This window comes from Sphingomonas sp., assembly GCF_042091075.1.
Classification (GTDB): domain Bacteria; phylum Pseudomonadota; class Alphaproteobacteria; order Sphingomonadales; family Sphingomonadaceae; genus Sphingomonas.
The window spans coordinates 20,979-45,037 of sequence record NZ_JBELIE010000003.1 but is presented as its reverse complement, the minus strand read 5'-3'; the positions used below and the strand labels follow the sequence as shown (position 1 = coordinate 45,037).

29 protein-coding genes, 1 tRNA gene and 1 pseudogene are annotated in these 24,059 nt (G+C 66.3%); 19 read left to right on the top strand and 12 right to left on the bottom strand.

Annotated elements, in window-relative coordinates:
- Both ACFDSW_RS00730 and ACFDSW_RS00725 read right to left on the bottom strand, forming a co-directional pair.
- Positions 1-294, bottom strand: a pseudogene (locus tag ACFDSW_RS00730) (hypothetical protein); the annotation flags it as partial.
- Positions 272-1,594, bottom strand: a complete 1,323-nt coding sequence (locus ACFDSW_RS00725) for a replication-associated recombination protein A (protein ID WP_375248352.1) — start codon at positions 1,592-1,594, stop codon at positions 272-274. The gene ACFDSW_RS00725 and the pseudogene ACFDSW_RS00730, both read right to left, overlap by 23 nt.
- Before the next feature lie 137 nt (positions 1,595-1,731).
- On the opposite strand from ACFDSW_RS00725, the gene ACFDSW_RS00720 reads away from it, so the two are divergent.
- Positions 1,732-2,355, top strand: a complete 624-nt coding sequence (locus ACFDSW_RS00720; RefSeq protein WP_375248351.1) for a PadR family transcriptional regulator — start codon at positions 1,732-1,734, stop codon at positions 2,353-2,355.
- The gene (locus ACFDSW_RS00715) at positions 2,352-2,651 is read left to right on the top strand and encodes a DUF2218 domain-containing protein (RefSeq protein ID WP_375248350.1); all 300 of its coding nucleotides are present in this window, start codon (positions 2,352-2,354) and stop codon (positions 2,649-2,651) included. Before ACFDSW_RS00720 ends, ACFDSW_RS00715 begins: the two co-directional genes overlap by 4 nt.
- A 77-nt stretch (positions 2,652-2,728) precedes the next feature.
- Here the strand turns inward: ACFDSW_RS00715 and ACFDSW_RS00710 are convergent, their stop codons facing one another.
- From ACFDSW_RS00710 to trmFO, 3 genes are all read right to left on the bottom strand, one after another.
- On the bottom strand, positions 2,729-3,880 hold the full coding sequence (locus ACFDSW_RS00710) for a glycosyltransferase family 4 protein (RefSeq protein ID WP_375248349.1): 1,152 nt from the start codon (positions 3,878-3,880) through the stop codon (positions 2,729-2,731).
- Positions 3,881-3,921: 41 nt separating this feature from the next.
- Positions 3,922-5,697 (bottom strand): cation:proton antiporter, encoded by a 1,776-nt coding sequence (locus tag ACFDSW_RS00705; protein ID WP_375248348.1) that lies wholly within the window; start codon positions 5,695-5,697, stop codon positions 3,922-3,924.
- Between the two features lie 90 nt (positions 5,698-5,787).
- The gene (trmFO, locus tag ACFDSW_RS00700) at positions 5,788-7,161 is read right to left on the bottom strand and encodes a methylenetetrahydrofolate--tRNA-(uracil(54)-C(5))-methyltransferase (FADH(2)-oxidizing) TrmFO (RefSeq protein ID WP_375248347.1); all 1,374 of its coding nucleotides are present in this window, start codon (positions 7,159-7,161) and stop codon (positions 5,788-5,790) included.
- Positions 7,162-7,234: 73 nt separating this feature from the next.
- Here trmFO and ACFDSW_RS00695 point away from each other — a divergent pair, with 73 nt between their 5' ends.
- A complete protein-coding gene (locus ACFDSW_RS00695) occupies positions 7,235-7,666 on the top strand; it encodes a DUF488 family protein (protein WP_375248346.1) in 432 nt (143 codons plus the stop codon).
- A 28-nt stretch (positions 7,667-7,694) separates the two neighbouring features.
- Here ACFDSW_RS00695 and ACFDSW_RS00690 read toward each other — a convergent pair whose 3' ends face one another.
- The 4 genes from ACFDSW_RS00690 to yaaA form a co-directional block, all read right to left on the bottom strand.
- The gene (locus ACFDSW_RS00690; protein ID WP_375248345.1) at positions 7,695-8,048 is read right to left on the bottom strand and encodes a DUF952 domain-containing protein; all 354 of its coding nucleotides are present in this window, start codon (positions 8,046-8,048) and stop codon (positions 7,695-7,697) included.
- Positions 8,045-10,825, bottom strand: a complete 2,781-nt coding sequence (gyrA, locus tag ACFDSW_RS00685) for a DNA gyrase subunit A (RefSeq protein WP_375248344.1) — start codon at positions 10,823-10,825, stop codon at positions 8,045-8,047. Before gyrA ends, ACFDSW_RS00690 begins: the two co-directional genes overlap by 4 nt.
- Positions 10,826-10,972: 147 nt before the next feature.
- Positions 10,973-11,632 carry an SDR family NAD(P)-dependent oxidoreductase gene (locus ACFDSW_RS00680; RefSeq protein ID WP_375248343.1) on the bottom strand — a complete coding sequence of 220 codons (660 nt, stop codon included), beginning with the start codon at positions 11,630-11,632 and terminating at the stop codon, positions 10,973-10,975.
- Positions 11,629-12,375, bottom strand: a complete 747-nt coding sequence (gene yaaA, locus ACFDSW_RS00675) for a peroxide stress protein YaaA (RefSeq protein ID WP_375248342.1) — start codon at positions 12,373-12,375, stop codon at positions 11,629-11,631. The genes ACFDSW_RS00680 and yaaA overlap by 4 nt, the downstream gene beginning before the upstream one ends.
- A gap of 165 nt (positions 12,376-12,540) precedes the next feature.
- Between yaaA and ACFDSW_RS00670 the strand changes: the two genes are divergently transcribed.
- Positions 12,541-13,815 carry a tol-pal system YbgF family protein gene (locus ACFDSW_RS00670; RefSeq protein WP_375248341.1) on the top strand — a complete coding sequence of 425 codons (1,275 nt, stop codon included), beginning with the start codon at positions 12,541-12,543 and terminating at the stop codon, positions 13,813-13,815.
- A 73-nt stretch (positions 13,816-13,888) separates the two neighbouring features.
- Here the strand turns inward: ACFDSW_RS00670 and ACFDSW_RS00665 are convergent, their stop codons facing one another.
- Complete coding sequence (locus tag ACFDSW_RS00665) at positions 13,889-14,350, bottom strand: Lrp/AsnC family transcriptional regulator (protein WP_375248359.1); 462 nt, start codon at positions 14,348-14,350, stop codon at positions 13,889-13,891.
- Positions 14,351-14,560: 210 nt separating this feature from the next.
- Between ACFDSW_RS00665 and ACFDSW_RS00660 the strand changes: the two genes are divergently transcribed.
- The 13 genes from ACFDSW_RS00660 (at position 14,561) to ACFDSW_RS00600 (ending at position 21,955) form a co-directional block, all read left to right on the top strand.
- Positions 14,561-16,252, top strand: a complete 1,692-nt coding sequence (locus ACFDSW_RS00660) for a sensor histidine kinase (protein ID WP_375248340.1) — start codon at positions 14,561-14,563, stop codon at positions 16,250-16,252.
- Positions 16,249-17,304: a WalW protein gene (locus ACFDSW_RS00655; RefSeq protein WP_375248339.1), complete on the top strand. Its 1,056-nt coding sequence runs from the start codon at positions 16,249-16,251 to the stop codon at positions 17,302-17,304. The genes ACFDSW_RS00660 and ACFDSW_RS00655 overlap by 4 nt, the downstream gene beginning before the upstream one ends.
- Positions 17,295-17,367: transfer RNA gene (locus ACFDSW_RS00650), tRNA-Ile, on the top strand. Before ACFDSW_RS00655 ends, ACFDSW_RS00650 begins: the two co-directional genes overlap by 10 nt.
- Positions 17,368-17,557: 190 nt before the next feature.
- Entirely contained in the window at positions 17,558-17,800 is a 243-nt protein-coding gene (locus ACFDSW_RS00645; RefSeq protein WP_375248338.1) for a DUF551 domain-containing protein, read from the top strand.
- Positions 17,790-18,350 carry a hypothetical protein gene (locus tag ACFDSW_RS00640; RefSeq protein ID WP_375248337.1) on the top strand — a complete coding sequence of 187 codons (561 nt, stop codon included), beginning with the start codon at positions 17,790-17,792 and terminating at the stop codon, positions 18,348-18,350. Before ACFDSW_RS00645 ends, ACFDSW_RS00640 begins: the two co-directional genes overlap by 11 nt.
- 38 nt (positions 18,351-18,388) lie before the next feature.
- Entirely contained in the window at positions 18,389-19,081 is a 693-nt protein-coding gene (locus tag ACFDSW_RS00635) for a hypothetical protein (protein ID WP_375248336.1), read from the top strand.
- 169 nt (positions 19,082-19,250) lie between these two features.
- Positions 19,251-19,748 (top strand): hypothetical protein, encoded by a 498-nt coding sequence (locus ACFDSW_RS00630; RefSeq protein WP_375248335.1) that lies wholly within the window; start codon positions 19,251-19,253, stop codon positions 19,746-19,748.
- Positions 19,745-19,888, top strand: a complete 144-nt coding sequence (locus ACFDSW_RS00625) for a hypothetical protein (protein WP_375248334.1) — start codon at positions 19,745-19,747, stop codon at positions 19,886-19,888. Before ACFDSW_RS00630 ends, ACFDSW_RS00625 begins: the two co-directional genes overlap by 4 nt.
- Entirely contained in the window at positions 19,878-20,444 is a 567-nt protein-coding gene (locus ACFDSW_RS00620) for a hypothetical protein (RefSeq protein ID WP_375248333.1), read from the top strand. The genes ACFDSW_RS00625 and ACFDSW_RS00620 overlap by 11 nt, the downstream gene beginning before the upstream one ends.
- On the top strand, positions 20,437-20,679 hold the full coding sequence (locus ACFDSW_RS00615) for a hypothetical protein (RefSeq protein WP_375248332.1): 243 nt from the start codon (positions 20,437-20,439) through the stop codon (positions 20,677-20,679). Before ACFDSW_RS00620 ends, ACFDSW_RS00615 begins: the two co-directional genes overlap by 8 nt.
- Positions 20,669-21,088: a hypothetical protein gene (locus ACFDSW_RS00610; protein ID WP_375248331.1), complete on the top strand. Its 420-nt coding sequence runs from the start codon at positions 20,669-20,671 to the stop codon at positions 21,086-21,088. Before ACFDSW_RS00615 ends, ACFDSW_RS00610 begins: the two co-directional genes overlap by 11 nt.
- A complete protein-coding gene (locus ACFDSW_RS00605; protein WP_375248330.1) occupies positions 21,078-21,473 on the top strand; it encodes a hypothetical protein in 396 nt (131 codons plus the stop codon). Before ACFDSW_RS00610 ends, ACFDSW_RS00605 begins: the two co-directional genes overlap by 11 nt.
- A complete protein-coding gene (locus tag ACFDSW_RS00600; RefSeq protein WP_375248329.1) occupies positions 21,473-21,955 on the top strand; it encodes a hypothetical protein in 483 nt (160 codons plus the stop codon). Before ACFDSW_RS00605 ends, ACFDSW_RS00600 begins: the two co-directional genes overlap by 1 nt.
- Before the next feature lie 152 nt (positions 21,956-22,107).
- Here ACFDSW_RS00600 and ACFDSW_RS00595 read toward each other — a convergent pair whose 3' ends face one another.
- A complete protein-coding gene (locus tag ACFDSW_RS00595; protein ID WP_375248358.1) occupies positions 22,108-22,743 on the bottom strand; it encodes an SOS response-associated peptidase in 636 nt (211 codons plus the stop codon).
- Positions 22,744-22,894: 151 nt separating this feature from the next.
- On the opposite strand from ACFDSW_RS00595, the gene ACFDSW_RS00590 reads away from it, so the two are divergent.
- Both ACFDSW_RS00590 and ACFDSW_RS00585 read left to right on the top strand, forming a co-directional pair.
- Complete coding sequence (locus tag ACFDSW_RS00590) at positions 22,895-23,116, top strand: hypothetical protein (protein WP_375248328.1); 222 nt, start codon at positions 22,895-22,897, stop codon at positions 23,114-23,116.
- Entirely contained in the window at positions 23,113-23,403 is a 291-nt protein-coding gene (locus tag ACFDSW_RS00585) for a hypothetical protein (RefSeq protein WP_375248327.1), read from the top strand. Before ACFDSW_RS00590 ends, ACFDSW_RS00585 begins: the two co-directional genes overlap by 4 nt.
- A gap of 58 nt (positions 23,404-23,461) precedes the next feature.
- Here ACFDSW_RS00585 and ACFDSW_RS00580 read toward each other — a convergent pair whose 3' ends face one another.
- Positions 23,462-24,058: a hypothetical protein gene (locus ACFDSW_RS00580; protein ID WP_375248326.1), complete on the bottom strand. Its 597-nt coding sequence runs from the start codon at positions 24,056-24,058 to the stop codon at positions 23,462-23,464.
- Position 24,059 lies beyond the last annotated feature (1 nt).

The following is a 24,059-nucleotide window of genomic DNA, read 5'->3' as shown; positions in this document are numbered from 1 at the left end:
CACGCTGGCGGTGCGACGATCGAACCGCACCGGCAGCAGCGGCACGATCTTCTCATATTCCGGGTAGATGCCTTGCAATTCCAGCGTGTCGATCTGCCGCTCGCTACGCCCCGCGACGAAGACCCCGTCGCACATGAACACCGCCTTATACCCCGCCGCGATGGCGCGGGCATAGGTGCCGCGATCGGTCTGCCGCACCGATTCGGGTGACTGCGCGACGGCCGTCGCGGGTATCGTCAGTAGCAACAGTGACAGGAACAGGTGGAGGCGGTCAGTCGTCGGTCGGTGAGGCATGGCGGCGTTCATCCCACCATGCGAGCCGTTCGGCAACGCGCTTCTCATATCCACGATCGGTCGGGGCGTAGAAGCGCTGTGGCGGCAGGTCGTCAGGCCAGTAATTTGCGTCGGAAAAGCCGTCCCGCGCGTCATGGTCATATTGATAATCGGCGCCATAGCCGATCTGCTTCATCAATTTGGTCGGCGCGTTGAGGATGTTGGCGGGCGGCATCAGCGACCCCGTCTCCCGCGCGCTGCGCCATGCCTTCTTCTGCGCCATATACGCGGCGTTCGATTTGGGCGCGGTCGCCAGATACAGACACGCCTGGACGATCGCCAATTCTCCTTCGGGCGAACCCAGGAAGTCGTAAGTGTCCTTCGCGGCGACGCACTGGACCAGCGCCTGCGGATCGGCGAGGCCGATATCCTCCACCGCCGCGCGCGTCAGGCGGCGGAGCACGTATAGCGGCTCCTCTCCGGCGGTCAGCATCCGGGCGAGATAATAGAGCGCCGCCTGCGGGTCGGACCCGCGGATCGATTTGTGCAGCGCGCTGATCAGATTGTAATGCCCCTCGCGATCCTTGTCATAGACCGCGACGCGGCGCTGCAGGAACGACGACAGGCCAGAGGGGTCGAGCGGTTCGGGCAGATCGACGGGATAGAGCGTTTCGACCTGATTGAGCAGGAAGCGCCCGTCGCCATCGGCAAAAGCGACCAGCGCGTCACGCGCCGCATCGGTCAACGGCAAGGGCCGGTCCAGCTCCCGCTCGGCGCGGGCGATCAACTTTTCCAGCGCGACCCGATCGAGCCGATGGAGGATCAGCACCTGTGCACGGCTGAGCAGCGCGGCGTTCAGTTCGAACGACGGATTTTCGGTGGTGGCGCCTACCAGGGTGACGGTGCCATCCTCGACATAGGGCAGGAAACCGTCCTGCTGCGCGCGATTGAAGCGATGGATTTCGTCGACGAACAATAGCGTGCGTTGCCCCAGCCGCGCGTGATCACGCGCCTCGGCGAACACTTTCTTCAGGTCGGCGACGCCCGAGAAGACCGCCGAGATCGGCGCGAAGCGCAACCCGACCGCCGCCGCCAACAGCCGCGCGATAGTGGTCTTGCCGGTGCCCGGCGGGCCCCAGAGGATCATCGACGACAGCCGCCCCACCGCGACCATCCGCCCGATCGCACCGTCCGGCCCGGTGACATGTTCCTGACCGACGACGTCGGCAAGGGTCGTCGGGCGCAAGCGATCCGCGAGCGGCGCGTCGGCGGGCGGGGATGCGGGGGCTGCGGGTTCGAACCCGGCGAACAGATCGGCCATGCAGCCACCATAAAGGCCCCCTGCGCACCCGTCATGTCATCACCGGGAAAATTATCTAGACTGCTCTAGATATATCTTGACTCATCGGCGCTAAGATATATCTAGAGCGCATCATGAGACAGGAAAAAGAGAGTGTGATGTTTCGATTTTCACACGGTGAGAGCGGTCGGCACGGCCACGGGCGCCACTTCGGTGGCTATGGCGGCAAGCGTCACGGCCCGGAAATGGACGTCGAGCGCTTCTTCCATTGGATCGAGCGGTTGAGCGACGGCGAGGCCCGCCGCGGCGGCGGTCGCAGCCGGCGGATGTTCGATGGCAGCGAGCTACGGCTCGTGCTGCTACAACTGATCGCGGACGAGCCGCGCCACGGCTATGAACTGATCAAGGCGATCGAGGATCTGACCGCCGGCAGCTACGCCCCCAGCCCGGGCGTGGTCTATCCCGCACTGGCGATGCTGGCCGAAATGGGCCTGATCGAGGAACAGGCCAGCGACGGCGCGCGCAAGCGCTTCGCGGCAACCGAGGACGGGCGCACGCATCTGGCCGAGCAGGCCGAATTGGTCGCGACGCTGATCGCGCGGCTGGAGGGGCTGGGGGCGCATCGCGCGCGCCACGATGCGGGGCCGCTGCGGCGTTCGATGGGCAATCTGCGACACGCGGTGCAGAACCGGATGGCGCGCGGCGGTGTTTCCGACGATCTGCTGCACGATATCGCCGCGCTGATCGACGAAGTCGCGCAAAAGGTGGAGCGGATGAAGTGAGCACCTCGATCGCCCGCGTGCCGACGCTTTCGGCCAGCCGCTACCTCCAGCAACTCGCCAAGCACTGGAGCCACAAGATGGAGGTCAGCTTTTCGCCGGAGGAGGGGCGCATCGCCTTTCCCAACGGATCGGTACTGACGATGCGTGCCGACAGCGCGACGCTGGATGTGATGCTGGTCGTGCCGGAGAGCGAGGATATGGGGCGGATGCGGGAGGTGGTTGCCAGCCACCTGGACCGTTTCGCCTTTCGCGAAGCACCGTTGACGTTCGACTGGCAGGAGCAGGCGGGGGCGTGATGTCGGGCGGAGCGGGGGTTCCATGTGAACCGCCGCCGGTCCCGCTCGGCGTCAGGCTGGCGAAACGACCTTTCGCCCTAGCCCCGCCGTGCCGCCAGCACCTCACGATACGTCGTCAATACCGCCTCGTTCGCGCTGTCCCAGCGGAATGCCTGTGCGTGCTCGTGCGCGGCCTGGCCCATCCGCAGGCGCAGCGCGGGATCGTCGATCAGTCGCGCGATGGCGGCGGCATATTCGGGAACGCTCTGTGGGGGGATCAGGAAGCCGGTGCGGCCTTCTTCCAGCAGATCGACCGCGCCGGTCGCGCGCGCGGCGACGACCGGTACGCCCGCCGCCATCGCCTCCGATGTCACCTGGCCCCAGGTTTCGGTGACGCTCGGGTTGAACAGCATGTCCATCGAGGCGACCGCGCGGCCCAGCTCGTCGCCGGTCTGGAACCCGGCGAAAGCGGCATTCGGCACACGCTCCGCGAACCATTCCTGCGCGGGGCCTTTCCCGACGATCAGCGCGCGGTGGCGCACGCCGCGCCGCTGTAACTCGCCCAGCACGTCGGCGAAGACGCCAAGCCCTTTCTCCAGCACCAGCCGGCCAAGGAAGCCGATCGCGACCTCGTCATCGGCAATGCCCAGCGAGCGCCGCCATTCAAGGCTTCGCGCGCCGGGATGAAAACGCCGGTGATTGACGCCGCGTCCCCATAAGGAAATCGGCGTCTTCACGCCCAAACCCCGGATCACCTCGGCCATCGACGGCGTCGGCACCAGCACGCGATCGGCGCGATTGTAGAAGCGCCGCAGGATCGCCTTGATCGCGGGTTGCACCATCGCCAGCCCGTAATATTCGAAATAGGTTTCGAAGCGGGTATGCACCGTCGCCACCACCGGCACCTTGTGCCGTCGCGCCCAGGTGACCGCCGCGTGGCCGAGGAACTCCGGCGCGGAGACGTGAACGACGTCGGGCGCGAATGCGGCCAGATCGCGACGCGGCCTGCGCGGCAATCCGCGCCCCAGATGATATTCGCCACGCCCCGGGAACGGGATCGCAGGCACGTCCACCACCGTGCCGCGCGCCTCGAACGCCGGAGTGGCGGTGGTCGGCGAATAGACCCGTACCGTCACGCCGCGATCGAGCAGATGGCCGACCAGCAGGTTCTGCGCCTGATTGGCGCCGTCGCGGACGTAATTGTAATTGCCGCTGAAGAAGGCGACACGAAGCGGGTCGGTGTGGTTCATGTCTCCGGCGCTACGACGGATATGGGGCAAAATCGCGACGGTCAGCCAGCGACTTCGTCCTGGCGTCGGATACGGCGGATGCGTGGTTCGCGGTTGAGCATCGCCTCCCGTCGGATCGTTTCGCGCAGCTCGTCGCGCTTATCGTGGATAGAGGCGATCACCGGCCCCATCGCCACCCCCAGATCGACCAGCACCGCCTCGGAGAGTTGCAGGGAGCTTTCGAGCGTTTCGGGCACCGCATCGGTGACGCCGGCCTTGTAGAGTTCGGCGGCATGCACCGCGTCGCGTGCGCGCGCGATGATCGGCAGATCGGGAAAGGCGGCACGCAGCCGCTTCGCCAGCCGGACAGTCAGAACCGGATCGTCCATCGTCAGGATCAGTGCGCTGGCCTGCGCCAGGTCCAGCCGGTCGATCAGTTCGGCGCGTGCGACATCACCGAAGATCACCGGATGGCCGGCGGCGCGCGCGACGGCAACCGCGTCGATATCCGCCTCGACCGCGACATAGGGTTGCTGGTGACGCGCCAGCATATCCGCCACCAACCGCCCGACGCGGCCGAAGCCGAACACGATCGCGCGTCTGCCCTCGGCGGGGTCGGGGGCGTCGGGCACGGGCGCCCGTCGCTCGATCCGGCGAGAGGCGGCGCTTCCCAGCTTCGCCAGCAGCGGCGTGATCGTCAGCCCGATCGCGGTGACGGTCTGCCAGAAGGCGGTGGTCGTCGGCTGGATCAGTTGCGCCTGTGCCGCGGTGGCGAGCACGATCAGCGTCGTTTCCGACGGACTGCCCATCAGCAACCCGGTCTCCGCCGCGACACCGGGGCGGGCGTGCGCGACGCGCAGCAGCAGATAGGTGACGATCGCCTTCACCGCGACCACCCCCAGCACCGCCGCGAGCAGCGACGGCCAATTGGCAAGGATCGAGGCGAGATCGACACTCATCCCGACGGTGATCAGGAACACGCCCAGTGCGAGGCCCTTGAAGGGCGCGGTCATCACCTCGACCTCGCTGTGATACTCGGTCTCCGCGATCAGCAACCCGGCGAGCAGCGCGCCGACGATCGGCGACAGCCCCGCCGCTGTGGTGGCGACGCTGGCGACGATGACGACCAGCAGTGACGCGGCGAGGAACAGTTCCGGGCTCTTGGTTCGGGCCGCCTGGGCGAACAGACGTGGCAGCACCAGCCGCCCGCCGACATACATCGCCAGCACGGTCAGCGCGCCGCGCAGCGCGACTCCCGCGATCCCGACCCACCCGTCGCCCGACGCGGTCGGCGCCATCGCACCCAGCGCGAAGATGATCGGGACGAGCGCAAGATCCTCGAACAGCAGCATCGCGAAAGCGCCTCGCCCCACCGGGCTGGCGGTGCCGACGAGCGGCAGCACCAGCGCGGTGGAGGACAATGCCAGCGCCAGCCCCAACCCCGCCGATCCGCTCCAACTCTGCCCGAGCCAGTGGAGTGCGATACCGATCAGCAGCGCCGATCCGAGCAATTCCGCCGCGCCGGTGCCGAATACCAGTCGCCGCAGCGACCACAGTCGCTTGAACGACAGTTCCAGTCCGATCGAGAACAGCAGCATGACGATGCCGAATTCGGCGAAGGGGGCGATCGCCTCGGGGTCGGAGATGGTGACGTAATAGAGCCAGGGTGCCTGGGGGACGAGCGATCCCAGGCCGGCAGGGCCGACGAGCGCGCCGACCAGGATGAAACCGATCACCGGGCTGATCCGGAAACGGGCGAAAGCGGGGATCACCAGCCCCGCCGCGCCCAGGATCACCAGCGCGTCCGAGAAGCCTTCATTGTCCAGTCCGATCGCCATGGCGCAACTGTAGCCACCGACGGCGGCGAGTCGACCCTTCGTCAGTCGCTTCGCACTCGCGTTTGCGTGGAGATGGGGTGGAGAGGCGTCCTATCCCGTCGCCAGCCATGTCGACAGCGCGGCACGGGCGCGATCGGTATACATCTTCTTGCGATCGGGCTTCTTCGTCCGGCCGGGGATCGGCGGGAACAAGCCGAAGTTGACGTTCATCGGCTGATAGGTGGCCGCCTCGGCCGCGCCGGTGATATGCGTCAGCAGCGCGCCCAGCGCGGTTTCCACCGGCGGCGGCGCCAGCGCCTCGCCGCGCCATTCGGCCGCGGCGAAACGCCCCGCGATCAATCCGATCGCGGCGCTTTCGATATAGCCCTCGCAGCCGGTGATCTGGCCGGCGAACCGGATATTCGGCCGCGAACGGAGCCGGAGCGTCGGGTCCAGCAACTCCGGCGAGCGCAGGAAGGTGTTGCGATGCAATCCGCCCAGCCGCGCGAATTCGGCCTTTTCCAGCCCGGGGATGGTGCGGAACAGGCGTACCTGCTCGGCATGCTTCAGCTTGGTCTGAAAGCCGACGATGTTCCACAACGTGCCATGGGCGTTGTCCTGCCGGAGCTGCACCGCGGCATAGGGCCAGCGACCGGTGCGCGGATCGTCGAGCCCGACGCCTTTCATCGGGCCGAAACGCAGCGTCTCGGGACCACGCTCCGCCATCACCTCGATCGGCATACAGCCTTCGAAATAGGGGACATTCTCCCACTCGCGAAATTCCGTCTTCTCACCGGCGACCAGCCCGGCGACGAAGGCGTGATATTGCTCCTTGTCGAGCGGGCAGTTGATATAATCCGTTCCCATCTCGGGTGAGGACAGCGCCTGGTTGTCTTCGGCCTGCCCGGTGGTCGGACGGCTCGATGTCCCCTTGTTCCAGCGTGACTGGAACCACGCGATATCCATGTCGATCGTGTCGCGATGCACGATCGGCGCGATCGCGTCGAAGAAGGCGAGGGCGTCCTTGCCCGTTTCCTGCGCGATACTCTCCGATAGTGACGGCGCGGTCAGCGGCCCCGTGGCGATGATCGCGGGTGTATCGGGCAGCGAATCGATGCGTTCGCGCACCACCGAGATGTTCGGATGCGTCGTGATCGCCGCGTCGACGCCAGCGGAGAAGCCCTCGCGATCGACCGCCAGCGCGGAACCGGCGGGGACGCGGTGACGGTCCCCCTCGCGCAGGATCAGCGAACCCAGCGCGCGCATTTCCTGATGCAGCAGCCCGACCGCGTTATTCTCCGCATCGTCGGAGCGGAAGCTGTTGGAGCAGACCAGCTCAGCGAGATGGTCGGTATGATGCGCGGGGGTGTTGTCTCCGCTGCCGCGCATCTCGGACAGGCGGACGCGCAGGCCCGCCTCGGCCAGCTGCCACGCCGCCTCGGACCCGGCCAAACCGCCGCCGATCACATGAATGTCATAAACCATGCGCTGCGCGATAGCGGCTACCGGCGCCGTTGTCAGGGTTGTCATGCGGCAGGGGCGGTCGCACCTTGGCGTAATGACGATCTATACCATCGGTTACGAAGCCACGACGATGGCGGAGTTTCTCGCCGCACTGACCAAGGCGGGGGTGCGTCGCGTGATCGACGTCCGCGCGCTGCCGCTGTCGCGGCGGCCGGGCTTCTCCAAATCCTCGCTGGCGGCGTCGTTGCGCGAGGCGGGGATCGATTACGTCCATCTGAAGGCGCTGGGCACGCCCAAGCGCGGCCGGGATGCGGCCAAGAAGGGTGACGTTGCGACCCTGACCGAGGTCTATGACGCGCAACTTGCGTTGCCCGAGGCACAGGCGCAGGCGGCCCGGATGCTGTCGCTGGCGGAGGAGATGCCGAGCGCGCTGCTGTGTTTCGAGCGTGATCCCTGCCACTGCCATCGCACGTTGCTGCTGCGCGCGGTGGGGGAGGGGCGCGCGGTGGTGGATCTGTATGCCTGAGGTGCGCGACCGCCTCTTCTAGACGCGGTCAGCCCGATACCGGGAGCTTCACCGTGCCATCGGCATCGCGCCGGAGGGGGCCGAACGCCACCGCGGTTTCCAGCAGCATCGGCGCGTAGAGATGGGGGAACGACTGGCCGCCGCGCGATTCCTCCCATCTCACCGCGTCGCCGTGCGCGGCGAGGTCGACCGCCACGACATGAAGATCGTCCTGCCCCGCAAAATGCTTGTCGACCGTCTCGGTCAACTGCGCGGCGGTCGACAGATGGATATAGCCATCCGCCAGATCCACCGGCGCCCCGTCGAACCGACCGTCCCGTTCCAGCGCGGCGAATTGCCCCCCGGTCAGCACCTTATAGGCGGTCAGCGGCTTCTCGGTCATTCGCCATCCTCCGGTCCGGCGGCGGCGTCGTCGCCGATCGTCGCGCCGGTATCGGGATCAAGCGCCACGCCGGCGGCAAGTTCCTCGGCGATCATCGCCTCGGCGGCGTCTTCGGCCTCGGGCTCCTCATCGATGCGCGCGGCCGACACGACATGTTCGTCCTGCGCGACGTTGAACAGCCGCACCCCCGCCGAGCCGCGCCCGATCACGCGCAGCGACGCGAGCGGCATGCGGATCATCTTCGCCTGATCGGTCACCAGCATCAATTGCTCCGCCTTGCTGGCGGGGAAGCTGGCGACGACGGGGCCGTTGCGCGCGATATTGTCGATATTGGTGATGCCCTGTCCGCCGCGCCCGGTGCGGCGATATTCATAGGCCGACGACAATTTGCCATAGCCGTTGGCGCAGACGGTCAGCACGAATTGCTCGCGGGCGCGCAACTCCTCGAAACGAAGCTGATCCATGATGCGCGGCGAGCGATCGATATCCTCCGCCTTCCACGGCGCGTGGCGCAGGTAATCGTCGCGCTCCTCCTGATCGGTGATGCCGGCGCGGTGCAGCACCGACAGCGAGATCACTTCGTCGTCGCCCTTCAAGGCGATACCGCGCACGCCGGTCGAGTTGCGACTTTGAAACTCGCGGACCTCGTCCCCGGCGAAGCGGATCGCCTTGCCGCTACGCGTCGCGAGCAGCACGTCATCGCCCTCGTCCAGCAGCGCGACCCCGATCAGCCGGTCATCCGCGTCATCGCCCTCGAACTTCATCGCGATCTTGCCGTTCGACGGCACGTTGGTGAACGCATCCATGCTGTTGCGCCGCACCGATCCCCGCGCGGTGGCGAACATCACGTGCAGCTTGCCCCATTCCGTTTCGTCCTCGGGCAGCGGCAGGACGGTGGAGATCGTCTCGCCCTGTTCGAGCGGCAACAGATTGATCATCGGGCGCCCGCGCGTCGCCGGGCCGCCCTCGGGCAGGCGCCACACCTTCATGCGATAGACGCGGCCCAGCGTGGAGAAGAACAGCACCGGCGTATGCGTCGAGGTGACGAACAGCTTGGTGACGACATCCTCATCCTTGGTCGCCATCGCGCTGCGCCCCTTGCCGCCGCGCGCCTGTGCGCGGAAGGCGTCGAGCGGTGTCCGCTTGATATAGCCGGCCATGGTGACGGTAACGACCATCTCCTCGCGTTCGATCAGGTCCTCGTCGTCGATACCGTCGGCGGCAGCGGCGATCTCGGTGCGGCGCGGGGTAGCGAATTGCTCGCGCGCGTCGCGAAACTCCTGGCGCATTTCCGCATACAGTTTCACGCGGTCGGACAGGATCGCGAGCAGTTCGGCGATCGAATCCGCCAGCGTCTTCAGCTCGTCGCCGATCTCGTCGCGGCCCAGCGCCGTAAGGCGGTGAAGCCGCAGGTCGAGGATCGCGCGCACCTGCGTCTCGCTCAGGCGATAGGTGTCGCCGGCGTGATCGGTCTCCAGCGCCTCGACCAGCCGGAGGTAGGGTGCGATTTCAGCGACCGGCCATTCGCGCGCCAGCAGCTTCGCGCGCGCCTCCGCCGGGCTGGCGGACCCGCGGATGATGCGGACCACCTCGTCGAGGTTCGTCACCGCGATGACGAGGCCGAGCAGAATATGGGCGCGTTCGCGCGCCTTGTTCAGCTCGAACTTCGATCGCCGCGTGATCACCTGCTCGCGGAAGGTGACGAACGCGCTGATGATGTCGCGCAGGTTCAGCAACTCCGGGCGGCCGCCACGGATCGCCAGCATATTGGCGGGGAAGCTGCCCTGCGCCGGCGTGTGCCGCCACAATTGGTTCAGCACCACCTCCGGCGTCGCGTCGCGCTTCAGCTCGATGACGATGCGCACGCCTTCGCGGTTCGATTCGTCGCGGATGTCGCTGACGCCCTCGATCCGCTTGTCCTTCGCCGCCTCGGCGATCTTTTCCACCAGCGCGTTCTTGCCCTGCTGGAACGGAATTTCCGTCAGCACGATCGAGGTGCGGTCGCCGCGCCCGGTTTCGACCTTGTGACGCGAGCGCACGATGATCGAACCACGCCCGGTCTCATAGGCCGAGCGCGCCCCCGCGCGGCCGAGGATGATCGCGCCGGTCGGGAAATCCGGCCCGGGCACGATCTCCATCAGTTCTTCGGTGGTGATCGCGCCATTGTCGAGATAGGCGAGACAGGCATCGATCACCTCGCCCAGATTGTGCGGCGGGATGTTGGTGGCCATGCCGACCGCGATGCCGCCCGCGCCATTGACCAGCAGGTTCGGGAAACGGGCCGGCAGCACCTGCGGCTCGCGCTCGGATCCGTCGTAATTCGGCTGGAAATCGACCGTATCCTTGTCGAGATCCTCCAGCAGGAAATTCGCCGCCTTGGCCAGCCGCGCCTCGGTATAGCGCATCGCGGCGGGCGGGTCGGGGTCCATCGAGCCGAAATTGCCCTGGCCGTCGATCAGCGGCACCCGCATCGACCAGTCCTGCGTCATACGCGCCAGCGCGTCGTAGATCGCGGTATCGCCGTGGGGGTGATATTTACCGATCACGTCACCGACGATGCGTGCGGACTTGCGATAGGGCCGGTTGTAAAGGAAGCCGCTCTCGTTCGCGGAGAACAGGATGCGCCGGTGCACCGGCTTCAGGCCGTCGCGCACATCGGGGAGGGCGCGCGCCACGATCACGCTCATCGCGTAATCGAGGTAGCTGGTCTTCATCTCCTCGACGATGGAGATCGGGGCGATATCGGAAGGGTCCGCCAGGGCGGTTTCGTCGCTCAACGCTTCGCTTTCATGTGTGTGGTTGACCATGCACTAGCGGCTCGACACGCCGCTTACTACCCCCGCGCGCAGGCGTGCGCGAGGGCGGGGCGCCGGCGCATGCCGCTTGGCGCGCCCCGGATCGGGCCGTGGGGGAGAGGGGGGATGTTACGCGGGCACCTCCGCGCCGTCCCAGGCGAAATGCCGGCCGCTGTCGGTCGGCTTCAATCCGTCGAGCACGTCGAGCAATTGTACCGCGGCGCGATCGGGCTGGAACAGGTCGCGACCTGACTGACGAAACGGCGCGGACAGCCGCGTTGCCACGGTGCCGGGGTGCAATGCGACGACGAGCCCACGGTCGTTGCGGCGCTTGTCCTCGATCGCCAGCGTCCTGATCAGCTGATTGAGCGCGGCCTTCGACGCGCGATAGCCGTACCAGCCCCCGAGCCGGTTGTCGCCGATGCTGCCGACCCGCGCCGACAGCACCGCGAACACCGACCGTCCGGTACGCGGCATGATCGGCAGGAAGTGCTTGGCGACCAGCGCGGGGCCGATCGCATTGATCGCGTAATTGCGCGCCAGCCACGCCGCATCCAGCTCGCGCAGCGACTTTTCCGGCCCATATTCGCCCTCATGCAGCACGCCGGTGGCGACGATGACCAGCTCCGGCGAGCCCGCGCGCGTGGCGGCGGCGGCAATGGTCGCCTCCTCGGTCACGTCCAGTTCGGGGCGCGACAGGCGAAGCACCTCGGTGCCTTCCTCCTCCAGCGCGTCGGCCAGCGCCTTGCCGATCCCGCCGGAAGCGCCAATCACCGCAGCGCGCGTCATGCCGCCCTCCGGAAGGTCCAGCGATCGTCCCCGCTGGCATCGGCGTCGAAGCCATAGCCGTCGCTGTCGAACGCACGCATGTCATCGGTGGCGGCCACATGATGCTCCACCAGCCAGCGTGCCATCATGCCGCGCGCCTTCTTGGCGTGAAAGCTGATGAAGCGCCCGTCGGCCTCACGGAAATCGACCGCCACGACGCGCACCGACGCGGGCAGCCGCCCCTCGACCGCGTCCCAATATTCCTGGCTGGCGAGGTTCAGCACGGTGCCGGAGCCTTCCTTCGCAAGATCCTCCGCCAGCGCGTCGGCGATCCGGTCCCCCCACCAGTCGGTCAGCCGCGTGCGGCGCGGCGCCCAGCGTGTGCCCATCTCCAGGCGATAGGGGCGCATGCCATCGAGCGGGCGCAGCAGCCCGTACAGCCCCGATAACAGCCGCAGGTGATCCTGCGCGAACCGAACCGCCGCGTCGTCCAGCGTGGCCGCGTCCAGCCCGGTATAGACGTCGCCGTCGAACGTGTAGAGCGCCGGGCGTTCCGCCGCCGTGGCGAAATCGCGGAAGCGATCGGCGTTCAGTTTCGCCAGCGCGGGGGAGATCTTCATCAGTTCCGACAGGCGCTTCTGCGTCAGGTGTGAGGCCGCCTTGGCCAGCGTCGCGGCCTCGTCGGCGAAGCGTGCGGGTGTGGGCGGATGGGGCGGTGGCGTGGTGAGGTCCAGCGTCTTCGCGGGCGAAAGTACGGCGATCATGCGCGCCCCGTATCGTTGCGGCGGGGCGGGTTCAATCCGCGCGTTCAAACGACATTCAGGCCGGCGACGTCATTCGTTCCGCCAGCTTCCTTGAACCGCTGGTCGCGCGGCACTAGAGCAACGCCCAAGCGTTACGCCTGACGATTTTTCTGGAGAGACGTGTCGATGAAGAGCTTTTCCCATGCCCTGATGGCCGTGCTGCTGGCCGGCAGCGCCGGTGCGATGATCGCGCAGCCCGCCGCCGCCGCGAAGAAGGATGAGAAGGCGCAGGCCGGCCCGGCGCTGAAGCTCAGCAACGAGGTGCGTGGTCCCGCCGCGCAGGCGCAGACCGCGCTGCAGGCGAAGGATGTCGCCACCGCGACGCCGCTGGTCGCCGCGGTCGAAGCCGCCGCCAAGACCGATGACGAGCGCTATATCGCCGCCGCGCTGCGCCTTAACCTGGAGGCGATCCGCCTCGATAGCGGTGGTTCGTCCGATTCGCTGGTCGCGCCGCTCGACGCGCTGATCGCGAACCCGAAGACGCCGCAGGCCGACAAGGCGCGTTACGTCTATCAGCGTGGCGTGATCGCGGCGAACAAGAAGGACAATGCCGGCGCGGCGACCTATTTCGAGCAGGCGCGCTCGCTGGGCTATAACGATCCCAATCTGCCGCTGCAGATCGTCAAGCTGAAGATGGACGGCGGCGACGTTGCGGGCGGTTCGGCCGAGCTGGCCAAGATGGTCGATGCGCAGACCGCCGCCGGCCAGAAGCCTAGCGAGGACATCTATCGCTACGCGATCGCCAAGACCAACCAGAAGAAGATGGGCGCCGAAACGGTGGCGTGGATCCGCCGCTACCTCGCCGCTTATCCGACGATGAAGAACTGGCGCGACATGGTCGTGTTCTGGGGCATCCAGCCGCAGTCGGTGGCTACGCTCGACAAGGCGCAGAAGGTCGACATGTATCGACTGCTGCGCACCGGCAAGGCGCTGGCCGACCAGTATGATTACGAAATCTACGCGCAATGGGCCTTCGACATGGGCCTGCCGTGGGAGACCAAGACGCTCGTCAACGAGGGCAAGGCGGCGGGCAAGATCCCCGCGGGCAGCGCCAATGCGACAGGCCTGCTGACCGCCGCCAACACCTCGATCAATAACGAGGGATCGCTAGCGACGCTGGAAACCCGCTCCAAGGCCGCGGCGAACGGCAAGCTGGCGGCGAGCACCGGCGATGCGTATCTCGGCTCCGATCAATATGCGAAGGCGATCGATCTGTATCGTGTCGCGCTGCAAAAGGGCGGTGTCGACGCCGATGCGGTCAACACCCGCCTCGGGATCGCGCTGGCCCGTTCAGGCGACAAGGAAGGCGCGCGTACCGCGTTCCAGCAGGTCAAGGGGCAGCCGCGCGCGGATATCGCCGCGTGGTGGATCGATTTCCTCGATCACCCGCCGGTCGCATAACGCGACGCCAGGCATGGCAACACGAAAGGGCGGTCCCACGGGGCCGCCCTTTTTCGTTGGATTTGCGAAGGGTTCAGACGATCGGCACGCCCGGCTGTGCCTTCGACGTTCGCACCGTGAAGGACGATTTCACGCTTGCGACGTTCGGTGCCGGGGTCAGCTTGGTGGTCAGGATTCGCTGAAAACTTTCCAGGTCGGCGGCGACGATCTTCAGCACGAAGTCGATCTCGCCATTCAGCATATGGCATTCCCGCACTTCGGGTATCGCGGCGACATGCTGTTCGAAGGCTTCCAGGTCATGCTCCGCCTGGCTGCGCAGGCTCACCATCGCAAAGACGGTAATCGGAAATCCCAGTTGCGCTGCATCGCATTGTGCGTGATAGCCGCGAATGACGCCGGCCTGCTCCAGCGCGCGGACGCGACGCAGGCAGGGCGGGGCGGTAAGGCCGACGCGGTCCGCCAGCTCGACGTTCGTCATACGACCGTCCTGCTGCAACAGCGACAGGATTTCCCGGTCGATCCGGTCCAATGTCATCACGCCTCACTCTTTAGTCGTCACGCATTTTCGCAATAGCTTTATATCACGCCACTACAAGAAAATTGCGCTGAAACGCAATTGTGCCAAGCTGTGACATGAGGTCGTTAATACCCGTTAACTGCTTGTCGTACTTTTCCCGGCTCGTGCGTATGACACCCGTAGCAGCGCGGCTCGCCGTGCGCCGCCTTAGCAAAGGGAAGTCATTTCGTGCGGTTCGACGACAGCCTGAAGACCGTGTTGGCCGCCGACGTCACGACGACGTTCGGCGCGCGGGCGGCCTTTCGTCAGCTGGTCGACCTGATCGGCCGCGGCCGCGCGCCGGCCGATCCGGCCCTGCTCGACCGCGTCCGCTCGTTGGCGAAGGCCGTGCCGGTCGAGATGCGCGCGGGGACCGCGCGGGGCCTTGCGCTCGCCGATCCCCCTCTTGAGCTGGTGGCGCTGTTCGCGTCCGATGCGCCAGACGTGGCGTCGGCGATGCTGCGCGCCGCGCGACTCGATCCGGAAGATTGGGAAGCGCTGCTGCCACGGCTGACCCCGCATGGGCGCAGCGTGCTACGCCAGCGGCGCGATCTGCCGCCGACGGTGAGTCGCGCGCTGGAGACGTTCGGCAGCGCCGATTTCGCCCTGTCGCACGATACGCCCGATCAGGTCGCACCGCCGCAGGCGTTCGTCGCGGCGGAATCGGATCCCGTTATCACCGTCGCGGAGCGGCCGGTCGTTCGGGCGCCCGCCGCCGCGGCATCGAACGACGACGGCAGCGAACGGTTCGAGATCGCCGATCTGGTGCATCGGATCGAGGCTTTTCAGCGCGAGCGTGCCAGTAACGGTGCGCGTGTCGAGGACCCGGCGCCCGTCCACGCCTTTCGCTTCGAAACCGATATGGCGGGCACGATCCGCTGGGTCGATACCGCGCCGCGTGGCGCGATCATCGGCCTGTCGCTGAGCCACGAAGCGAGCGGCGGGGTGGCATTGCACGTCGACGGTGTGGCGGCGGGGGCATTCCGCAAGCGCGCGACCTTCGCGGATGCCCGGTTGATCGTGCCGGGTGAGTCCATGGTCGGCGGCGACTGGCGGATCTCCGGCACCCCGGTGTTCGATAGCGCGACGGGCAGCTTCATCGGTTTTCGCGGCCGCGCCCGCCGACCGCGCGTGGAGGAGATGGCGGTGCGCACCGCGCCGCCCGTCGCGCGGCGTGGTGCCGGCGCCGAAGGCATGCGGCGGTTGGTGCATGAATTGCGGACGCCGACGAATGCAATCGCGGGCTTCTCCGAACTGATCGAGCAGGAATTGCTCGGCCCGGTCGCGCCGGTCTATCGTGACCGTGCGGCGTCGATCCGGCGGCACGTCACTGGTCTGATCGGCGCGATCGAGGATATCGACCTTGCCGCGCGGATCGAGGGTGACGCGCTCGACCTGCGGCCCGACACGGTCGCGGTATCACCGTTGCTGGCGCGGGTTGCGCATGATCTGGCGCCGCTGGCGGGCATGCGAGGCGGTGGTCTGGCGCTGCCGCCGGCAAGCGAGGCAGCGTGGCGGGTCGATCCGCACGCGGCGGAGCGGCTGGTGGCGCGGCTGTCGGCCACGCTGCTGGCGGCGGTACGGCCGGGCGAAATGCTCGACGTCGCGATCGAGCCGGCGGCGGATCAGTTCGCGCTGTCGATAGCGCGGCCCGCCGCGCTGCTGGGACGTGACGAAGCGGCCTTGTTGACGCTCGACGATGAAGAGGCGAGCGATGACGAAGGATCGCCGCTGCTCGGCGCCGGTTTCGCGTTGCGGTTGGCCCGCAACCTCGCTGCGGAGCTTGGCGGGCGGCTCGTTTTCGGCGCGGAGCGCTTGACACTCTCCTTGCCGGCGGCGTTGAACGAGAAGATGGAGCAGGCCTCGACCTTCGCGCCGTGAACGGACCGGACGCGATCGTCGCGCACCGGCTGCGGTTCGCCACACCGTCCGCCGCGCGTGTCCGCTGGCCCGCGGATTTCGGCCGGCGCTTCCTCGTCACCGTCGATGTCGAGGAGGAATTTGATTGGGCACGTCCGTTCTCCGGTGCGGCGCGTAGTGTCGCGGCGGTCGCCGCATTGCCCGACTGGCATCGCCGGATGCGGGAATGGGGCGTCGCGCCCGTCTATCTGGTCGATCATCCCGTCGCCGCCGATCCCACGGCCGCGGCGCTGCTTCGCCCATTGCTACGCGACGGCAGTGAAGCGGGCGCGCAATTGCATCCCTGGGTCAACCCCCCGCATCTTGAGGTGCCGTCGGAGGCCGCGTCCTTCGCGGGCAACCTGCCGCCGGCGCTGGAGGCGGCAAAGCTCGACCAATTGGTCGCCACCGTCACCGCCGCGTTCGGACAGTCGCCGCGTGTCTATCGTGCGGGGCGTTACGGGATCGGTCCGCGCACGATGGCGCTGCTGGCGGAGCGCGGGTTCCGGATCGATGCGTCGATGCGCGCGCGCTTCGACTATCGCGAGGCAGGCGGTTGCGATTTCGGCGCGGTCGACGGCGACGCCTTCGTGTTGCCCGGGAGCATGATTGAACTGCCGTTGACGACGCTGTTCACTGGCGCGGCGCGGGCGGCTGGCGGCAGGCTCTATCCGATCGCCGCGCGGATCCCGCCTGCCGCGGGCGTGCTGCATCGCACCGGCGTGTTGACGCGCGTGCCGCTGACGCCGGAGGGCACGCCCGCGCCGCTTGCCCGCGCCGCGATCCGGGGTGCCGCGGAGCGTGGCATGCCGCTGCTTCAGCTCAGCTTTCATTCGCCGTCGCTGGTGCCAGGCTACACGCCCTATGTTCGCGATGATGACGATCTGCGGCGCTTCAATGGCTGGTGGGATCACGTGCTGGGGGCGCTGCGGCACGCCGGCTATCAGCCGGTGACGCTCGACGAGGTGATCGCTGCGGCTTGCCAGAGCGCGACGCTTGCCGCTACGAACGGCGGCGCAGCGGGGGGCCTGTAGCTCAATGGTTAGAGCTGGCCGCTCATAACGGCTAGGTTGCGGGTTCGAGTCCTGCCGGGCCCACCGCTGCGGTTTTCCATAACCTCCATATCTTCCCATCGAGCGGCCCTTTCAGCAAGACGGCGCTCGATTTTTCTTACCGTCAGTTATCGCGACGCGGCGCACGTTGGCGCGACGACTGGGGGTATCGCGGGGGGTAGCGGTTCGGAAAGTGGGGGTATCGACCGCCGTCCGATGATCGGAGGCGCGCGCCGTGGCTAATCCGATTCCTAAGGGCTGGCAGCCGATCGAGACTGCGCCGAAGGATGGCAGCTTCGTGCTGCTGTTCTATCCGCGTGCTGAGCCGCCGGTGTCGATCGGCTATTGGGATGACGCATTCGGCATCGCAAAGATTGCAGGTTGGATGATGATGGAGTTCGACTCGGCTTTTTCCGCCGTCACGCCAACCCACTGGATGCCTCTCCCTCCCGCCCCGGAGGTGTCCCATGTCGGGTAACTCTCCCCTCGAACAAGAGGCGCCCCAGGATGCGGGCGCGTGCCTGACGGCACCGGGCTCTCATGCTTCGCACGAAGCCCCCAAGGGTCTTCGCCCTTCGGGTTTCGATCCCTCGCGCTACCACGCCCAGCAGCGCTTGTGGCTGCAAGGCATGCAGCACTACCAGCGCAGCGGCTGGGTTATTGTGCATAAGGTCGGACGCAAATGGGTCAGCTTGCGTTGGGAAGAAGGCAACTATGACGCGGGGCGCGTCGAACTTGGCGCGACTGTGCTTGATGCTGGGGGATACGCATCGAACGAGAAACTTTACGCTAGCCCAGAGGCGTATGAGGCAGAGCGCAACCTTGACCTGTCATGGCGCGCGCTACTTACCGCCATCAACAATAGCTATAGCCGCCCGAAGCACCTAACCGCCGCAAAGATTGCAAAGATCGCTGCCATCTTCCGCGATAGCGATGGAAGCGGCGAAGCCGGCGAGACCGGCACGGGCTCGACCGAAGGCGACAGCGCGGGCCGGCAGGCATCGACCGACCAATCGGGTGCCGCATGACCTCCTCTGATACGAACTCGTCTCCCCAGGAGCATCCCATGACCGACGCAACCCCGCTCGCGTCTGAGCAGATTACGGAGCATCGCCGCTTCATCGCGGCCGCTCGCGATTTCTACGATGCTGGACCGGACAAGTTCAGCCCCGGCTACGAGCAATACGGCGATCTGCTCCACGCGGCAGAAGCCCTATCCGCCACCCCCGCACATAGCGATCAGGACGCATCGCAGGCGCAGGGGGAGGTACATCCTTCGAAGGCGATGGCGCCGTTGCAAGGCGACAACCTGCGTATGGCTGCCGCCCTCAAAGCTGTTCGTGGCGCAATGCTCAACGGTGGCGACGGTGCGACTGGCGACTTCGGCTGGAACATCACAGCGCTGAACAAGGCCCGCAAGCTGGTCAGGGATGCCCTCGAAAGTAAAGAGCCATATTTCGCCCCCGGTGCGAGGGCGCAGGATGGGGTCGATCATTTGCCTGACGCCGGGAAGATGATGCCGACGCCGACTATCCCGGCGGGCATGGTGGCTGTGCCTCGGGTGGCGACGCCAGAAATGCGTGCAGCGGGTGCCGAATACGCATGGCAGTCCGAAAATGATGTCGCGGAATGCTACCGTATCATGATCGCCGCCGCACCCAAGCAAGCAGAACAGCAGGGGGCGGGAAAGTGGGAGGGGCCGCCATACGAATACGGCATCACATGGGGACCTGACGGCGGTCAGGACGGTGCAGCATGAGGTGCGGGGCTTACGAGCGCGCATCCATGCGCAATCTCCTAGAAGATAAATGCCGTGCTCTCGCGCTGGACGCCGAACACCTTGCCGAATTGCGTGAAGCAGCGGGGCTGATAGCTAAACCCGCCGCCCTGAACGCCCCCACAGGTGCGGTCGAGAAGGAGTGCGGGGCATGAGCGGCAACCCGATCCGAGTGGCTACGGCTGCGATCAGCAGGCGCATCTTTGCCGGTCGGCCGACGAAAGATGGCCTCGGTTTCAAGGAGCCGCGCTACGACGTGACGAGCGATGTGTATCGCGCGATCCGAGATTCCATCGGTGTCGGCCATGAAATCGAAGTCGGGTTGCCGGGGGCAGCGGCTGAGTTTCGCATTGCGGTCCTGCCACCGTCCACCACCCCCTCGCAGGGGCTGGACGCGGCTACGGTCGAGCGGTGCGCGATCCGGGATTATCTTACGGCGTGCGCGGCTGCGGCTGACACGCAAGCGGAGCGGTTTGCAGGACATGACGCCAGCATTGTCGCAGCATGTCGCGCCGAAGCAAAAGCCTATCGCAACGCGGCGCGCATGATTGAGGCGCAGGATCACGCATCCCGTCGCGAGCAGATCACCGCCGCCCTCGCCACCGATCCGCACCAGCACGGCGCGGGCAACGGGGAGACGGCATCGTGATCTGGATCATCATCTGCATGACGTTGGTCATGCTGCCCCCGCGCTTCGACCCCGCGATCCGCATCAAAGAACGGCAGATCAAGCAGGGCTGGCATCCAGAATGCATCCGTGCGGGCAACGGGGAGAAGCATGGTGGATAAGCTGCAATCTCGCGAGCAGATGCTTGCGGGGCTCGGCACCCGCGCGACTGGCGAACCGGTGGAAAGGCCTGCGTGGCAGGAAGCCTTAGACGCGCAGGAGGCTGAGTGTCGCCAGTTGCGTGCCGCTCTTATTGCGATAGGGCGCATGATCCACGGCGTGCGGTTGGCGGATGACGTGTCATCCGGCTTCCTAGCCGCGCTGCCTGATGAGATGGCGCACTATCACCTGTCCACCCCCACAGAAGAGGCGCGGGAGCGGATCAAGGTTCTCGAAGAGGCGCGACCGTTCAGCGAATGGCACGAGGATCTCGGTGACGTGCTGTGGTGGAAGCTGCCACTCGCCGGAGCGCCGTATTGCGGATCGCCGCTTGATCTGGGGCGCGGCATGAAGGTGACGGTGCAGATCGGCTTCGAGGAACACGAGATGCCGATCGCCCACACTGGTGGCTGGCCGTTTACCGAGGAAGATGAGCCCGACCTGTGGTGGACGCCGCTGCCCTCGCCGACGTTCTCCCACACCGCCCTCGGCAACAAGGAGACGGATCGTCATGGGTGAGAGCATCGCGGAGGTGGCGGCGATCCCCGGCGTCCTCACCAAGTCCCAGCATTCCGCGTGGATCTGGACCGTCCTTGCCGTTGCTGCGACCGGCCCTCAACGCAACGCCTTCCTACAGGGCTACAACCGTCAAGCCATCCCGCCGCACGCATCTGCTCGGATGCGCGAATACTACGCCAGGGGCATCGCGGTTTCGGTTCACCTTATCTCGCAAGGAGCAGACTATGACCGCTGAGACGTTCGCAACGCTCTGGTATTATGCCGGGAGCGAGGATGCAGAAAGCTGGTACGGACGCAAGGCCACTCGTGAAGAAGCTATCGAAGCCGGTGCAGCCGAGTATCCGGACGAGCCGTTCTGGGTTTCCGCCGGCACGCCAATGAAGCACGACCTGCACGTGTTTGAAGACGATCTCGATAGCGTCATCTCCACGTTTCAGAACCGCAACGAGGAACTGTTCGGCGAGGATGGGCAGGGCGATCCAGAAACGGAATGGACGGATACTCAGTGCCGCGATCTTGCTGCCCGGCTCAACGCCACGTTCGCAGAGTGGGCGCGCGAGAACCGTTTCGACCGGGCCTACATGCTGGACCTGAAGCATGGCGAGCGCATCGAACCGGCCAAGGCCACCGACCATGACCGCTGACGCTGGGGAGATCGTGCGCTTGGCTGAGCTTTGCGAAGCCGGGCAGGTGCCGAGCCGTGACCTCGATGCGCTGATCGCGCCGTTGCAGGGCTTGCAGGTCGTTGATGAGGGGCACCCGCTCGGACGGGTATGCTACGATCAGAACAGGCAGAGCATCATGCTGCCCCGCTACACCGCCTCTATCGACGCCGCCATGACGCTGGTGCCGGAGGGAATGTGGGCGGAGGGGGCGCTAGGATCGCATGCCGACCAGTGGTCGTCGCTGGAGATACATGCCCCCTGCACCTACGACCCGATCGGGCAAGCAACGGCGGCCACTCCCGCGCTTGCTCTCACCGCCGCCGCTCTCCGCGCCCGCGCTCAACACGATCATGAGGTGGGGTGATGGCTGGAACCTACGCACGCAGCACCGACGTCAGCAGCGGCCGTTCGCGAGATGAGATCGAGCGGACGCTTGAGCGATACGGCGCGGACCAGTTCCTATACGGCTGGCAGGAAGACGCCGCGGTCGTCGGCTTTCGGATAGGCGGGCGTCATATCCGTTTAATCCTCCCGTTGCCGGCGAAGACCGAGCGCCGCTTCACGCACCATAGCCGCGGTGCCCGCGCGCCTGACGCGGCCCAGAAGGAATGGGAGCAGGCGGTGCGCCAGAAATGGCGGGCGCTGGCGCTGGTCATCAAGGCCAAGCTGGAGGCGGTTGAGAGCGGCATCGCAGTGTTCGAGGACGAGTTCATGGCGTACATCGTGCTCCCCGGCGGCGAGGAAACGGTCGGCGACTTCATGCGCCCGCAGATCGCCGAGGCTTACCGGATAGGTGCGGCACCGAACATGCTCCCGATGCTGCCAGCGCCGAACCGCCCCGCATGACCCCTTCTCCTACTTCTCCACCCCATCGCCACCTTCCATCGAGAGAAGAGCAATGACTCACACCGGCTCGGTTACACCATGCCCGAAGCGGCTGGAACGGCAGGAGGATTACGTTTGACCTATGCCAGTGCGAAGATATCGCAGGCTTCGGCCTAGCTCGTAAAATCGAGCCGCATCAACTGCGAGGGAAACGGCACCGCCAGCGCCAGCGCGTCCGGCTCGTCCGCAGTCAGCCAGCGTTCCTCGTCGCCCTGGTGCAGTAACACCGGCATTGCCTTCGGATGGATCGGCGCGACGAGCGGGTTGGGTTCGGTCGTGAGGAAGGCGAATACCGGCCCGGTATCGGTCGGTCGCCACACGCCCGCGAAGCTGGTGATCGGCTGGCTGGGCACGTCGAACCAGTGGAGCGGCAGCTTGCCATCCTCGCCGCGCGTCTGCGCGTATTCGCTGAACGCGGTGAACGGCACCAGGCACCGGCGGGACGGCTGCCGGAGCGCCGAGCGCCAGAACGGCGACGTATAGTTGCGGACATTGGTGATCCGCTTCTCCAGCAACACTGGGCGGCCGGTCGCCTTGTCGATGCGCTTGCCCGGCACCTGATGCGGGAAGCCCCAGCGCATCGTGTCGAGGACCCTCGCGCCGCTATCATCATGGCGGACGACGAATGCCGAGCGATCCGGGAACAACTCCGGCGGGGGCGCCTCCTGATCTGGCGCGAAGGGCATCGCGACGCCATAGCGCTGCGCCAGTTCCGCCTGCGCGGCGGTCATGCGGAAACGGTTGCACATACCCAGATTGAGCCACAGGCGAACGGCGAGGGCAATGCCGATCGGTGATCCTACTGTGCCACCTGCGCGCGCACCGGCACCGATCATATTACGGAACATTAACGGAACAAAAGGACTCGCAACTGGGCGTTAATTCCGTCAGATCAGGGGCATGGACGCCCGTCAGACCATCGCCCGAGTCGCGCAAGAGAAGGGGGAGAGCCTTTCCGCCCTGTCGCGCAAGATCGGCCGCAACGTGGCTTATCTCCAGCAGTTCATCGAACGCGGAACGCCGCGACGCCTGCCGGAGGAGGATCGCCGCAACCTCGCGATCGCGCTCAACATCGATGAGCGTCAGCTGGGCGCGCGCGATCCGTGGAGCCCGCCGGCATGAGGCAGGTCAATCGTGACGAGCTGATTTACATGATCGCAAGCGCGATACGCCGGTGGCCGTCGTCGCTGCTGCGCGACCTCAAGGATCAGCGTCAGGAGGTGAAGGATCGCGCCCGGGTGACCGCCGCGGCCTCGATCGTCGACCGATCGCTCAACCGCTTCGAGGTGCTGTGCGAAACGCCGTTGCCGCCCGACATGGGCGAGGCGACATTCACGAGGCCGGTTCAGCGGATGATGGGGGACCAGGTCGGGAGTGACATCACGTATGAGACGAGGGACAGCGTATAATGGAGCAGCGGCACCAGTGGGTTGGGTCGCCGTACAAGCCTAAGGACGACGAGGCTGCCTAAGCGCCCATTTTGTCCAAGTAGGCCCTCGCCTCCTCTCGTGCCTCATCGTAGTGCCCCGCATCCAGCATAGGGAGGATGCGCTCAAGCAGGCGCCTTTGCAGTTCTAGAGCTGTTACGGGTGGCATGCTGTCGTCTAGTTGCACCGCAGGCGTACCAAACCGCTTCTGAGCGGTGAGCAACGCCGCTTTCATCCCCGGAATGGCCCTCTCCGCCGCCTGATCGGTGCCGCGTAAAACCGCGATGCGCGCATCATCCCTCGCCTTGTAGAGCGCCGAGATCGCCTTCTGGGTCTCCCCGGCTTCATCAATGGCCTGCCGCTTCTCATGCGTAATCACGGGAGCAGGAGGGCCTGCCACCTGGGCAGCCGCAGGAGCTGAAACTCGTTCTGCTAACTTCCCGCGAAGCCGGGCAGATTCGGCCTGCTCACTCGTGATGTCCTGGAGAAGGCGAGCCAGCCGCGCGGCGTACATTTGGTTAACAAACCACCAGATGAACGCACCAACCGCGATTATGAGCGTGAGGAACGGGACGGGCGCATTCCACGCCGTCACGAACTGTTCGTGGATAGATGCAGCGATTGGCCCCCATGACATG